General features: G+C 71.6%; 9 protein-coding genes and 5 pseudogenes. 7 read left to right on the top strand and 7 right to left on the bottom strand.

Features of this window, described 5'->3' with window-relative positions; translation table 11 throughout:
- Positions 1-90 precede the first annotated feature (90 nt).
- From qcrB to AC3ET4_RS19725, 3 genes and pseudogenes are all read left to right on the top strand, one after another.
- A complete protein-coding gene (gene qcrB, locus AC3ET4_RS19715; RefSeq protein ID WP_431951163.1) occupies positions 91-1,653 on the top strand; it encodes a cytochrome bc1 complex cytochrome b subunit in 1,563 nt (520 codons plus the stop codon).
- A gap of 340 nt (positions 1,654-1,993) precedes the next feature.
- Positions 1,994-2,682 (top strand): annotated as a pseudogene (locus tag AC3ET4_RS19720) (alpha/beta hydrolase).
- Positions 2,683-2,935: 253 nt separating this feature from the next.
- Positions 2,936-3,787, top strand: a pseudogene (locus AC3ET4_RS19725) (alpha/beta fold hydrolase).
- Between the two features lie 95 nt (positions 3,788-3,882).
- Here AC3ET4_RS19725 and AC3ET4_RS19730 read toward each other — a convergent pair.
- Positions 3,883-4,341 carry a hypothetical protein gene (locus tag AC3ET4_RS19730; RefSeq protein ID WP_431951147.1) on the bottom strand — a complete coding sequence of 153 codons (459 nt, stop codon included), beginning with the start codon at positions 4,339-4,341 and terminating at the stop codon, positions 3,883-3,885.
- A 105-nt stretch (positions 4,342-4,446) separates the two neighbouring features.
- On the opposite strand from AC3ET4_RS19730, the gene AC3ET4_RS19735 reads away from it, so the two are divergent.
- From AC3ET4_RS19735 to AC3ET4_RS19745, 3 genes are all read left to right on the top strand, one after another.
- The gene (locus tag AC3ET4_RS19735) at positions 4,447-5,019 is read left to right on the top strand and encodes a GNAT family N-acetyltransferase (RefSeq protein WP_431951149.1); all 573 of its coding nucleotides are present in this window, start codon (positions 4,447-4,449) and stop codon (positions 5,017-5,019) included.
- A 65-nt stretch (positions 5,020-5,084) separates the two neighbouring features.
- On the top strand, positions 5,085-5,495 hold the full coding sequence (locus tag AC3ET4_RS19740; RefSeq protein ID WP_431951151.1) for a VOC family protein: 411 nt from the start codon (positions 5,085-5,087) through the stop codon (positions 5,493-5,495).
- A gap of 339 nt (positions 5,496-5,834) precedes the next feature.
- A complete protein-coding gene (locus AC3ET4_RS19745) occupies positions 5,835-8,216 on the top strand; it encodes an ATP-binding cassette domain-containing protein (RefSeq protein ID WP_431951153.1) in 2,382 nt (793 codons plus the stop codon).
- A gap of 176 nt (positions 8,217-8,392) precedes the next feature.
- Here the strand turns inward: AC3ET4_RS19745 and AC3ET4_RS19750 are convergent, their stop codons facing one another.
- Together AC3ET4_RS19750 and AC3ET4_RS19755 are read right to left on the bottom strand one after the other, a co-directional pair.
- A complete protein-coding gene (locus tag AC3ET4_RS19750; RefSeq protein ID WP_431951155.1) occupies positions 8,393-9,325 on the bottom strand; it encodes a carboxymuconolactone decarboxylase family protein in 933 nt (310 codons plus the stop codon).
- 561 nt (positions 9,326-9,886) lie between these two features.
- Positions 9,887-9,970, bottom strand: a pseudogene (locus AC3ET4_RS19755) (IS5/IS1182 family transposase); the annotation flags it as partial.
- A gap of 32 nt (positions 9,971-10,002) precedes the next feature.
- On the opposite strand from AC3ET4_RS19755, the pseudogene AC3ET4_RS19760 reads away from it, so the two are divergent.
- Positions 10,003-10,328: pseudogene (locus AC3ET4_RS19760) on the top strand (transposase); the annotation flags it as partial.
- 122 nt (positions 10,329-10,450) lie between these two features.
- Here the strand turns inward: AC3ET4_RS19760 and AC3ET4_RS19765 are convergent.
- From AC3ET4_RS19765 to AC3ET4_RS19780, 4 genes and pseudogenes are all read right to left on the bottom strand, one after another.
- On the bottom strand, positions 10,451-10,678 hold the full coding sequence (locus AC3ET4_RS19765; protein ID WP_431951157.1) for a hypothetical protein: 228 nt from the start codon (positions 10,676-10,678) through the stop codon (positions 10,451-10,453).
- A complete protein-coding gene (locus AC3ET4_RS19770) occupies positions 10,675-11,274 on the bottom strand; it encodes a YceI family protein (protein WP_431951159.1) in 600 nt (199 codons plus the stop codon). Before AC3ET4_RS19770 ends, AC3ET4_RS19765 begins: the two co-directional genes overlap by 4 nt.
- 76 nt (positions 11,275-11,350) lie before the next feature.
- A complete protein-coding gene (locus AC3ET4_RS19775; RefSeq protein WP_431951161.1) occupies positions 11,351-12,097 on the bottom strand; it encodes an SDR family oxidoreductase in 747 nt (248 codons plus the stop codon).
- A gap of 180 nt (positions 12,098-12,277) precedes the next feature.
- Positions 12,278-12,772: pseudogene (locus AC3ET4_RS19780) on the bottom strand (hypothetical protein); the annotation flags it as partial.

The following is a 12,772-nucleotide window of genomic DNA, read 5'->3' on the forward strand; positions in this document are numbered from 1 at the left end:
CACGAACATCGGAAGCGGTAGCCGTCCCGCCGGGCCGCATCAGGGGGCAGGGGCACGGGGGCGAAGGCCGCGGCCTGGTTCCGCGGGCGTCTGGGCGCCGAGACCGACCCCCGATCGTCCGTCAGGCAGAAGGTGCTTCCCAGTCACTGGTCCTTCATGCTGGGGGAGATATCCCTCTACAGCTTCTTCGTCCTCGTCCTGACGGGCGTCTACCTCTCTCTGTACTTCCACCCGTCCATGACGCCGGTGGAATACCACGGCAGTTATGCGCCGCTGCGGGGCCGGACGGTGTCCGAGGCCTTCGACTCCACGATGCGCATCTCCTTCGACGTGCGCGGGGGCCTGCTCATACGCCAGGCCCACCACTGGGCGGCGCTGATCTTCGTCGCCAGCATGCTCGCCCACATGCTGCGGGTCTTCTTCACCGGCGCGTTCCGCAAGCCGCGCGAACTCACCTGGGTGCTCGGCTTCTCGCTGCTCGTCCTCGGCATGTTCGAGGGCCTGACCGGCTACGACCTCCCCGACGACCTGCTGTCCGGGACCGGGCTCATGGTCGTGAACGGGACCACCCTCTCCGTCCCCGTCGTCGGCACCTACCTGTCGATGTTCCTCTTCGGCGGCGCGTACCCGGGCACGGAGCTGATCGCGCGCTTCAACACGCTGCACGTCGTGGTGATACCCGCCCTCATGGTCGCGCTCCTCGTCGCCCACCTGGTGCTGGCGCGTCGCCACCGGCACACCCAGTACCCCGGTCCCGGCCGTACGGAGCGGAACGTCGTCGGTCTGCCCTGGCGTGTGTACGCGGTGAAGTCGGGAGCGTACTTCCTGCTCGTCGCCGGCGTCATCCTCATCATCGCCTCGAGCGCCCAGATCAACCCCGTCTGGCTGTACGGCCCGTACCGGCCCGACCAGGTCACCGCGGGCTCGCAACCCGACTGGTACATGGGGGTCCTCGACGGACTGCTGCGCGTGATGCCCGGCTGGGAGCCCGCCTTCTGGGGCCACACCTGGGCCCTGGACAACCTCGTTCCCCTCCTCGCCGGCGCCGGGCTCTTCCTCGCCCTGGGCGCCTACCCGTTCGTCGAGGCCTGGGTCACCGGGGACGGCGGGTGCGACCACCATCTGCTCGACCGGCCGCGCAACCGGCCGGTGCGCACCGCCCTGGGGGCGGCCTGGGTCAGCGTGTACGCGGTGGCCCTGCTCGGAGCCGCCAACGACCTGATCGCCGTCCGGCTGCACCTGTCGGTCAACGCCGTGACCTGGGCCGTCAGGATCGGCCTGTTCGCGGTGCCGTTCGCCGTCTACGTCGTGACGAAGCGCTGGGCGCTCGCCCTCCAACGCGCGGACCGTGACCAGGTGCTGCACGGACGCGAGACCGGGACCATCAAGCGGATGCCGTACGGCGCGTATGTGGAGGTGCACCAGCCGCTCGGCCGGGACAAGCTCCACACCCTCACCCAGCACGAGCAGTACGCTCCCGTCCGCCTCTCCCCGGACGGCGATCACGGTCGGGTCGAGCGGCTGCGGGCGCTGCTCAGCAGGGGGCTCTACGGACCGGGCACGCAGATTCCCAGGCCGACCGTGCGGGAGTACGAGGAGTCCGTCCATCACGGTGGCGGTGACGGCGACGGCGACGGCGGAGTTTCGCGGTGATCTGTGACGTTTTCGCGTGTTCTCCTGTCCTTCAGGGTGAAGAAAAACGCACGAAAGTGTCGACTTTGGGAGTTCGCAGATGAGCAAGCCCGTTCTCGAGCCCGCGGCCCAGGCCGTGGCGGACGCCACGGCGAAGCCGCCTTTCCTCCACGAACTCGGTCCGGAGCGCGCCCGCAGGGTGCTCGACGACCTCCAGGCGGCACCGGTCGAGAAGTACGAGGTCCAGGAGAAGTGGCTCACGGTGCCGGCCCAGGTGGGTGACGTCCGGGTGCGCGTCGTCAAGCCCGTGGGCGCGGACGAGGTCCTGCCGGTCGTGCTGTATGTGCACGGCGGAGGCTGGGTGCTCGGCAACGCCGGGACCCACGACCGTCTCGTGCGGGAGATCGCCGTCCTGGCGCGCGCCGCGGTGGCGTTCGTGGAGTACGACCGCTCCCCAGAGGCCCGCTACCCGGTCGCGATCGAGCAGGCGTACGCGACGGCCCGCTGGGTCATCTCCGAGGGCGCGGACGAGGGCCTGGACGCCTCCCGTATGGCCGTCGCCGGCGACTTTGTCGGCGGCAACATGGCCGCCGCCCTGGCCATCATGGCCAAACAGCGCGGCGACGTGTCCCTCGTCCACCAGTCGCTCTACTACCCGGTGACCGACGCGGCCCAGGCACCGACAGCTACCGGGAGTTCGCGCACGGCCCGCATCTGACCGCCAAGGCCATGGCCTGGTTCTGGGACTGCTACACCACCGACCCGGCGGAGCGGGCACAGATCACCGCCTCGCCGCTGCGGGCGAGCCTGGCGGACCTCGAGGGGCTGCCGCCCGCGCTGGTCATCACCGACGAGAACGACGTCCTGCGCGACGAGGGCGAGGCATACGCCCGCAAACTGACCCTGGCCGGCGTCCCCACGGTCAGCGTCCGCTACAACGGCACGCTGCACGACTTCATGATGCTCAATCCCGTCCGTTCCACGCAGGCGACCGCCGCCGCGGTGGCGCAGGCGACCCGCACGCTGCACGCCGCGCTGCACACGGACTGACCACCACCGGATAGCGGAGCCGGGCCGCGCCGTCCCGGAGGCCGGCGGGGAGTAACCCCCGCTCCGGGCCGCCCCCACCGCGGCCCGGCGGGAGGCGCCGCCCGCCGGTATCTCAAGCGGCCCGGAACCGCACGTCCCCTCCGGCGGCCGCGAGCCACTCCACCCGTAACGGCGGTCACCGCCGTGTCCACCACCGGCCTTTGTCCCCAGGCCGGATGACACCTTTGTCCCCTGCCTCGAAAGGGCCGATCCTGTGAACCGTCATGCCTGTTACCGGACCATCCGGACCCCGTTCACCGTGCTGGCGACGGTGACCGTCGCCGCCGGTCTCCTCAGCGCTGTCGTGGCGCCCGCCGGCGCCGCCAAGGGCCGCGCCCATGCCCCCACGCAGCACCGCAAGCCGACCGTCGTCCTCGTCCACGGCGCGTTCGCCGACTCCTCGAGCTGGAACGGCGTCGTCAAGAGGCTGAAGCACGCCGGCTACCCCGTGGTGGCCGCGGCCAACCCGCTGCGCGGGCTGAGCAGCGACGCCGCCTACGTCAGGGAACTCGTGGACAGCGTCGAGGGCCCCGTGGTGCTCGCCGGCCACTCCTACGGCGGCGCCGTGATCTCCAACGCCGCCTACGGCTCGGACAAGGTCAAGGCCCTCGTCTACCTCGCCGCCTTCCAGCCCGACAAGGGCGAGGACGCCTTCACCCTGTCGCTGAAGTTCGACGGCAGCACGCTGGGCGGCGCGCTCAAGCAGACGCCGGTCACCATGCCGGACGGCTCCAAGGGCGTGGACCTCTCCATCGACCAGGCCGCGTTCCACGAGTAGTTCGCCGCGGACGTCCCTGCGCCCACCGCGCAGATCATGGCCGCCACGCAGCGCCCTGTGTCCGGTACCGCGCTGAACGAGCCCTCCGGTGAGCCCGCGTGGAAGACCATCCCGTCCTGGGCCCTCGTGGCCTCCGCCGACCGGAACATCCCCCGCAACCTCCAGGTCTTCATGGCCGAGCGCGCCGAGTCCCACGTCGAGGAGGTCCGGTCCTCCCATGCGGTGAGCGTGTCACACCCGAAGGAGTCGGCCCGCATCATCGAGGAAGCCGCGCGGTCGGTCCGCTGACGGCGGCCCGGTGGCCGCGCCTGCGGAGCGGCGCATCAGGCACCGACGCAGGCCGCGCCCAGGCCGCGCCCAGGCGGCGCGGCAGCGCGTGGAGCTCACCCGCGCATGGCCGGGACGCCGGCCGCCCGCTCCGCGCGCTCGGTCAGCGCGAGGAGGCCGACCGCGGGCTTCGACGCGAGCGCGTCAGCCGCGAGCGCACCCGCGTCGACCGCCTCGGCGGGCCGGTCCGCCGACCGCGCGAACCCTGTGACCACCCAGCGGCCGCCGGCGGGCGATGCCGAGTCCTCACGCCACGCCCAGCGCGCTCCGTGCGCGCTGACCAGGAACTCTCCGACGCAGGCGGTCAGCAGCCCGTGCAGCCGCGTCCAGTCCTCCCCGTCGAGGAGAGCGGGTATCTCGCGGGCCAGGATCTCGTCGAGTACCCGGACCGCCCCGACGGGATCGGTCCGCAGCATCCCGGGAGCGTGCCCGTGACCGGCCAGGAGGTCGCGGACCCGGCCATGGCATGCGGCGGCCCACTCGGCGACGTCCAGGGCGGCGGTATCGGCACTCATACCCGCAGGGATATCAGAGCCGGTCCGACCGGCCGCGCGCAGCCCCCCACGTCGCCAAGCGATATTGCGTTGTCGGGCCCCGAGGCTCCACGAGAGCATCCGAGGATGGACGCACCCGCCGAGATCCTCAGCTCCGAACGAGTCCACCTGCGCCGCTGGCACGCCGGCGACCTCGACGCCCTGGACCGCGCCATCAGCGAGTCCCTGCACCACCTGATTCCCTGGATGCCCTGGGCCGCCGCCCACGGGAGGGACGACACCGCCGCGTACCTGGCCCGCAGCGACGAGGAGTGGGCGGCCGGCGAGGGCTTCGCCTACGCCATCACGTCGCAGGGCGCCGTGATCGGCAGCTGCGGCCTCCACCGCCGCATCGGCGCAGGCGGTCTGGAGATCGGGTACTGGCTCCACCCCGCGTGGACCGGGCGCGGCCTCGCCACACAGGCCGCCGCTGCCCTCGTCGGCCAGGGCTTCGCGCTGCCCGGCATCGACCGGCTGGAGATCTGCCACGACGCCGCCAACACGGCCAGTGGTGCTGTCGCCCGGCGCCTCGACTTCACCGAGGCCGCGCGCTTCCCCGTGCCGCAGGGGCCCGCCACTCCAGGGGAGTCCGGGGTCGACGTCGTGTGGCGGATGACGGCCGACCAGTGGCGTCCGCCCGTGCCGGACCCCGCTCCATAGCGGCGGCGCGGATCGGTCAGGAATGGAGAAGCCCCCCGGAGCGGGCCGCGGCTAGCGTGATGGCCATGGACATCACCATTCACTGGACGTTCCTCCCGCACACCGACCCCGAGGCCACGCTGGCCTTCTACCGGGACCTCCTCGGCTTCAAGGTCCGCAGTGACGTCGGCTACGGCGACATGCGCTGGATCACCGTCGGCCCCGCCGACCAGCCCGGTACGTCGATCGTCCTCGAGCCGCCCGCCGCCGATCCGGGCATCACCGAGGACGAGCGCCGCACCATCACCGGGATGATGGCCAAGGGCACCTACGCCCGTGTCGTTCTGGCCACACCCGACCTCGACGGGGTCTTCGAGCAGCTGGTCGCCGGCGGCGCCGAGGTCGTCCAGGAGCCGACGGAGCAGCCGTACGGGGTCCGCGACGCGGCGTTCCGCGACCCGGCGGGCAACATGATCCGCTTCAACGAGGTCCGCTGACCGGTCTGTGAGGCCCCGCTCCCGGTGCCGTGCCGGCAGTGCCCGCGGTTCCCTCCCGGGAACCCGCCCGCCGCGCGTTCCGTTCGACGGAGACCCGGGACGGGACCGCGACGGAGATCCGGGACGGGACCGCGACGGGGACGGGCCGGGCCGGCCGGGACCGCGACGCGGACACAACGGGAGCGGAGCGGCCCGGCGGACGGCTACCGTGGCCGCGACCGCCCGACGCGCGACCGCAGGGCGCGCACCGCCCGCGGCGGGCCGGAGACGGCCCGCGACATCCACGGGGACCGCGTGGCGGCGCCCCGCGCACACGAGACAGATGGAGAGACGACCAGCATGGCCGAGAAGGCGGACGCGCAGTCGCCTGCGCCGCACGTTGCCGACAGCCACGATCTGATCCGCGTGTACGGCGCGCGTGAGAACAACCTCAAGGACGTCAGCGTCGAGATCCCCAAGCGCCGGCTGACGGTGTTCACCGGTGTCTCCGGCTCCGGCAAGAGCTCGCTCGTCTTCAACACGATCGCCGCGGAGTCCCAGCGGCTGATCAACGAGACCTACAGCGCCTTCGTGCAGGGCTTCATGCCGACGCTGGCGCGGCCCGAGGTGGACGTCCTCGACGGGCTGACGACCGCGATCACCGTCGACCAGCAGCGGCTGGGCGCCGACCCCCGCTCCACGGTCGGCACCGTCACCGACGCCAACGCCATGCTGCGCATCCTCTTCAGCCGGTTGGGCACCCCGCACATCGGCCCGCCCAGCGCCTACGCCTTCAACGTCCCCTCCGTCCACGCCAGCGGCGCGATCACCGTCGAGCGCGGCGCGAGCAGGGCCGAGAAGGTCGTCTTCACCCGCACCGGCGGCATGTGTCCGCGCTGCGAGGGCCGGGGCACGGTCTCCGACATCGACCTCGGCCAGCTCTACGACGCCGCCAAGTCGCTCAACGAGGGCGCCATCACCGTGCCCGGCTACAAGGGCGGCGGCTGGAACTCCCGGCTCTACGCGGAGTCCGGCTTCTTCGACCCGGACAAGCCGATCAGCGAGTTCACCCAGCGCGAGCTGCACGACTTCCTGCACCGCGAGCCGACCCGGATGAAGATCGCCGGGATCAACATGACCTACGAGGGGCTGATCCCGCGGGTCCAGAAGTCGATGCTCTCCAAGGACAGGGAGGCGATGCAGCCCCACGTCCGCGAGTTCGTGGACCGCGCAGTCGCCTTCACCACCTGCCCCGACTGCGACGGCACGCGGCTCAGCGAGGGCGCCCGGGAGTCGAGGATCGCCGGGACCAGCATCGCCGACGCCTGCGCGATGCAGATCAGCGACCTTGTCGAGTGGGTGCGGGGCCTGGACGAGCCCTCGGTCGCCCCGCTGCTCACCAAGCTGCAGCACACCCTCGAGTCGTTCGTGGAGATCGGCCTCGGCTACCTCTCGCTCGAGCGGCCCTCGGGCACGCTCTCGGGCGGCGAGGCGCAGCGCGTCAAGATGATCCGCCACCTCGGCTCCTCCCTCACCGACACCACCTACGTCTTCGACGAGCCCACCACCGGACTGCACCCGCACGACATCCAGCGGATGAACGGCCTGCTGCTGCGCCTGCGCGACAAGGGCAACACCGTGCTCGTCGTGGAGCACAAGCCGGAGACGATCGCCATCGCCGACCACGTCGTCGACCTCGGCCCCGGCGCCGGAACCGCCGGCGGCACCGTCTGCTTCGAGGGCGACGTCGACGGGCTGCGCGCCAGCGGCACCATCACCGGCCGCCACTTCGACGACCGCGCCTCGCTGAAGGAGACGGTGCGCAAGCCCACCGGGCACCTGGAGGTCAGGGGCGCCGCGGCGCACAATCTGCGCGACGTCGACGTCGACGTCCCGCTCGGGGTGCTCACCGTCATCACGGGTGTGGCCGGCTCCGGCAAGAGCTCGCTGGTGCACGGGTCCATCCCCGCCGGCGCCGGTGTCGTGTCCGTCGACCAGAGCCCCATCCGCGGGTCGCGGCGCAGCAACCCGGCGACCTACACCGGGCTGCTCGACCCGATTCGCAAGGCGTTCGCCAAGGCCAACGACGTCAAGCCCGCGCTGTTCAGCGCCAACTCCGAAGGCGCCTGCCCCACCTGCAACGGCGCCGGCGTGGTCTACACGGACCTGGCGATGATGGCCGGCGTCGCCAGCACCTGCGAGGAGTGCGAGGGCAAGCGCTTCCAGGCGTCCGTGCTGGAGTACCACCTCGGAGGGCGTGACATCAGCGAGGTGCTCGCCATGTCGGTCACCGACGCCGAGCGGTTCTTCGGCGCCGGCGAGGCCCACACCCCCGCGGCGCACCGCATCCTCGGCCGACTGGCCGACGTCGGACTCGGCTACCTCAGCCTGGGCCAGCCCCTCACCACGCTGTCCGGCGGTGAGCGGCAGCGCCTGAAGCTGGCCACGCACATGGCCGACAAGGGCGGCGTCTACGTCCTCGACGAACCCACCGCCGGTCTGCACCTCGCCGATGTGGAGCAGCTGCTCGGCCTGCTGGACCGCCTCGTCGACTCCGGCAAGTCCGTCATCGTCGTCGAGCACCACCAGGCGGTCATGGCGCACGCCGACTGGATCATCGACCTCGGCCCCGGGGCGGGCCACGACGGCGGCCGGATCGTCTTCGAGGGCACCCCGGCGGAGCTCGTCGCCGCCCGCTCCACCCTCACCGGCCGCCATCTCGCGGCCTACGTCGGCGCCTGAGGCGCGAGGCAAGGGCGCGACAGCGCGGGGCCGGGGCGAGCGAGCCCCGGCCCTCAGCGCATGGGCGATCGGCGGCGCCGGGCCGCCCGCCCATCGTCCCGGCAGGATGGTGACCCTGGTCGGGAACGCCGAGGGCGGCGGGGTGGCACGCCAGCGACCAGGTCGCGGCGACGAGGTCAGCGTGTTCCGTGCGGTTCGTCTCCGTAGACCTGGGTCACCTCTACGTCCAGAACGGTCGCGATGCGACCGAACGACCAGTAGTAGCCGGTGACCTGCAGGATTTCGACGATCTCGCGATCGCTGAAGTGCCGACGAGCCAGCTCGAAGACTTCGTCGCTCACGCGAGGCTGCTGGACGACCTCCCTCGTCAGGCGAAGGAGGGCCCGTTCTGCCGGAGAGAAGCCCGGGGTTTCGAAATCCCGCTCGCGAATGCTTCGCTGAAGTTCGGGGCCGACTTCGGCCGACACCGCTATCGGGCGGTGCTGGGCAGCGATGAAATCGCACTCAACATATTCCGCCACGGCGAGGATGACGAGCTCGCGGTGGCGTGCTGAGAGCTGAAGCCTGGTGAATTGCGCGCGTGCCAGTTCCACGAAAGGCTTCACGGTCCCGGTCGACAGCGACATCATCTTGACCATCGGGTCCGGTGGCAGTGAGGTCAGGAAGTCACGGACGTCGTCGGGGAAGGAAGCTGTGTCCGGGTCGGGCAGTCGAGGCATGGTGACCATCCAATCGGTTGAGTGGAGCTTTCGGTCGGTGATGGGAAATCCGGCTTCGTTCAGCGTCGCGAATCGGCCGTCGGGAGCGTAGGTTCCCACGATGTAGATTTCGGCCCGTTCGCGCGACCCGTCGTGCTTGACGACGTCGAGCGTGTGACGCTCCGCGTAGCTGGTTCCGCTGCGCAACTCATCGAGCACGACGACCGTTCCCTCTGCGATCTCCGAACGCGCCATGCGTGCCATCTCGGCGAATTCCTCCCGGACGCGGACGTTGCCGCTGTTGCGATGCACATAGCCGGAAGCGAAGTACTTGTCCAGGACGAGATCGACGTCCTGTGTCTGGTCGAAGACCAGCTCCTGGAGGGCGTCGCTGATGCGGGCGTAATTCATGGTGCGTTCCTTTTGTCGAGTGCGGTCACCTCCAGGCCGTCGGCTCCGCGGCGACCAGAAAGACGGGCGACACGACAACCGGACTGAAGGGTCCACTTATAACCGTACTCGATGGTCCGGTTGACTCTCCCGCCTGCCGGATGTGAGTCGAGTCACGGCCGCCACTCGAGCTCTGCGTCGTGGGTCGGCCAGATGGCGTCGAAGATGTGCAGGCTGGTGATCAGGTAGACGCGCACGATGGTCGGTTTCCCGGTGCTCAAGTCGCGTCGCCGCCGTCCGACGTGGCTGAACACATACAGTGCGCCCGCGGCCAGGATGCCTGCCTGCCTGCCTGCCGCATCCGCCGCCGAGCGCCTTGCGCCAGTGCGGCGACCTGACGGATCGCGTCGCGGTGGTGTGGTCGCAAGTGCGGTGCCCGAGCGGGATGTCCCGCCAGGGCAGCTTCCTGACCTGGGCGTACAGGCCCGTGGGGGAGGCAGCCGCGAGGCGGTGCCCTCAGTGGGGTCGTTTCCGCGCCGCTGCTCCCTGAACCGGCCGTGCGCGTTTCCCCGCATCCGGCTCTGAGCTCCGCGGGCAGCCGGGGCCAGACACCGGCTCCATCCAGTCCCGCAGTCGGCGCCAGGCGGTCACGCCCGAGCAGCCCACCCCACCGGCGGCGCGTCGTGTCAGGCCGCGGCTGCGCGATTGACGGCTCCCATGTCAGAGCCCTTATAGGGGGAGCTTGTCGGGCCTTCGCCGGTCGACCGGGCCCCGCCCCGGCTCCAAGCACCACCTGATCGTCGGCCGCCGTGATAGCCCGCTCGCCGTGTCCCTGGCCGGCGGGAACCGGCATGATGTCACGCAACTGATGCCGCTGCTGGACGCGATCCCCCGAATGCGAGCCCTTCGAGGCCGCCCACGCGGCAAGCCCAAGCGACTGTCTGCCGACCGCGGCTACGACCATGGGCGCCGACGTGGTACGGGCGACACAGGAGACGGCCGGCGTCGGCCGATTCGGCCGGGTCACCGGCCCCGAGGGCGACCGGGTGGAACTGTGGCAGCCGGCCTGACAGCGCCCCTGCCCGGGTCCTGACCGCGCCTCACCGCGCGTACTGGCAGGGCGTCAGCCGAAGTCCTGACGGAAGATCAGCCCGAATCCTGACCTGGGCGCTCCTCGCCCGTGGCCGGGTCGGGGAGGAGGCCGGAGGCGCGCAGTCCGGCCAGGGCCGCGGCGACGGCGGCCATGCGCGCGGTGACCTCCGCGAGTTCGCGGCGGAGCTCGATGACGCGCCGCTCCAGTGCGACGGCCTGGGCGGAGAGGGCCGCGACGGTGGCCGACGGGTCGGGGTGGTTGCGCGGGGAGTGGGACGTCATCGGGCCTCCGGGCCAAGTCGTAGTGCGCACAAGCGGAGTTCGAGCCGTATCTCGTCGCCGGGCGGGATGCCGCGGACCGCCGGGGGCACGCTTCCGGCAAGGCCCCAGTCGCGGCGCCGGATCGTGGCCGATCCCTCGAAACCGATCCGCCGCCGGCCGCCGGCGTCGTGGGCGACGCCGAGGTAGCCGAGGTCGAGGCGCAGCGGCAGCTCCACGTCCTTGATCCTCACGGGCCCCGTCACGCGGAAGCGGTCTGCGCCGGAGGGGGCGACCGCGGTCGAGCGGAAGACCATGAGGGGGAAGGCCGCGGAGTCCAGGAAACGGGGGCCCGCGATGCGCGCGTCCCGCGCCGCGAGGCCCGTGTCGAGGCTGCCGGACTGCACGCTCACATGGGCCTCGGAGCGGCCCGGCCGCCGCGCGTCGATCCGCAGGAACCCTTCGAAGTCCCTGAATCCGCCCCGCACATCGGGCCCCGCGGCGTGCCGGAAGGAGAAGCCGACCGCGCTGTCGACCGGGTCGAAGACATACGCACCGGACAGATCCGCGAGGGGAGGGCGGCTGCCGTGGAGCGCATAGCGCGCGCAGTTTCCGGGCATGGCGCATCGACCTCTTCGTACGGGGGACTCGGGAGGCGGCGGTGGCCCCTGCGGCGGGCGGGGGCCACCGGCAAGGTCACCGCTGCCGCTCGAACCAGTCGGAGAAGCGGGTCGCGGCGAGTTGCGCGCCGGGACCCGGGACGAGGGAGTCGTCTCGCAGCTCGGACCCGTAGTACCGGGCGTGCGGGTCCGCGACGACCGTGCGGGGGTCGTCCTGGGCGGCCAGTACCTCACGGACCAGCTCGTCGAACCGGAACACGTCCGGGCCGGCGATCTCCACCACGCCGCCCAGGGGCGTGCCGACCGCGGTGCGGGTGACGGCCGCGGCCACGTCGTCGGAGGCGATGGGCTGGAACTTCACGGGCGCGATGCGCACCGTGTCGCCCTCGGTCCCCGCGTCCGCGATGCCGTTGACGAACTCGAAGAACTGGGTGGCGTGGACGATGGAATAGGGGATGCCCGACGCCTTGATCAGCTCTTCCTGGGCCAGCTTGGCGCGGAAGTAGCCGTTGTCCGGGAGCCGGTCGGTGCCGACGATGGAGAGCGCGACGTAGTGGGTGACACCGGCCTCGGCGTTCGCCTTCACGAGGTTGCCGGTGCAGGTGCGGAAGAAGTGCATCACGGCCTCGTCGTCCCACGCGGGCGCGTTGGAGACGTCGACCACGACCTGTGCCCCCTGCAGGACCTCGGCCAGGCCCTCACCGGTCAGGGCGTTGACGCCGGTGTTGGGGGAGGCCGCGACGGCCTCGTGCCCCTGCTCCTGGAGCGTGCCGACGACCTTCGAGCCGATCAGCCCGGTTCCGCCGATGACTACGACCTTCATGATGGAGTGTCCTCTCGGATGTTCTCGTGCGCGGGGCTCCGTGCGGGGCGACCGTGCGGTGAGCGGCCCACCGGCACCGGCCGGTACGTGTCCGCAGGTGAGACCGGGTGGCGTAGCGATCTGTGACAGGGGCCCGGCGTCGGCGGGCCCCCGGTGCCTCACAAAGCGGGACCGGCGCCGCTACTCGACGAGCTTGCCCTCGGTGGAGACCTCCTGCATCAGGGCGGCGATCTCCTCGGGGACGGCCGGGATGCTCTCGCGGGTGACGCCCGTGGTGGGCGACCAGACCAGGTTGACCCGCAGCGCGGGGTCCGTCTCCGGGTAGTCGCTGCGGTTGTGGCAGCCGCGGGTCTCGCGCCGCTCCAGCGCCGACTCCAGCGTGGCGCGCGCCGCCAGGGCGGCGGACTCGGTTGTCGTTGAGAGGCCGCGCGGAGAGGCGGGGCGGCGTCGCGGGTCGACGGCTCTCGCCGGGCGGCGTGTCGTCGGTCGCCGCAGCTTTGCCGCGTCTGCCTTCTCCGCCTCGCCGGACGCGGCTCCCGCCCCGCTGTGTGGCTCACCCCACCTGTCCGCACGGCCTCTCAGTGACGACCGGGCGGCCGGGCCGTCTGTGACACCGCGGAGCGGCGGGGGAGGCGCGGAAAGCAGGTGTGGGGGGGGTGGGGGGGTATCACAACC

Source organism: Actinacidiphila sp. bgisy167 (assembly GCF_057707665.1).

Excerpts from the sequence above, each read along its gene's own strand:
- AC3ET4_RS19730 (WP_431951147.1), bottom strand. The coding sequence starts at position 4,341 with ATGAGTGCCGATACCGCCGCCCTGGACGTCGCCGAGTGGGCCGCCGCA.
- AC3ET4_RS19735 (WP_431951149.1), top strand. The coding sequence starts at position 4,447 with ATGGACGCACCCGCCGAGATCCTCAGCTCCGAACGAGTCCACCTGCGC.
- AC3ET4_RS19740 (WP_431951151.1), top strand. The coding sequence starts at position 5,085 with ATGGACATCACCATTCACTGGACGTTCCTCCCGCACACCGACCCCGAG.
- AC3ET4_RS19745 (WP_431951153.1), top strand. The coding sequence starts at position 5,835 with ATGGCCGAGAAGGCGGACGCGCAGTCGCCTGCGCCGCACGTTGCCGAC.
- AC3ET4_RS19750 (WP_431951155.1), bottom strand. The coding sequence starts at position 9,325 with ATGAATTACGCCCGCATCAGCGACGCCCTCCAGGAGCTGGTCTTCGAC.
- AC3ET4_RS19765 (WP_431951157.1), bottom strand. The coding sequence starts at position 10,678 with ATGACGTCCCACTCCCCGCGCAACCACCCCGACCCGTCGGCCACCGTC.
- AC3ET4_RS19770 (WP_431951159.1), bottom strand. The coding sequence starts at position 11,274 with ATGCCCGGAAACTGCGCGCGCTATGCGCTCCACGGCAGCCGCCCTCCC.
- AC3ET4_RS19775 (WP_431951161.1), bottom strand. The coding sequence starts at position 12,097 with ATGAAGGTCGTAGTCATCGGCGGAACCGGGCTGATCGGCTCGAAGGTC.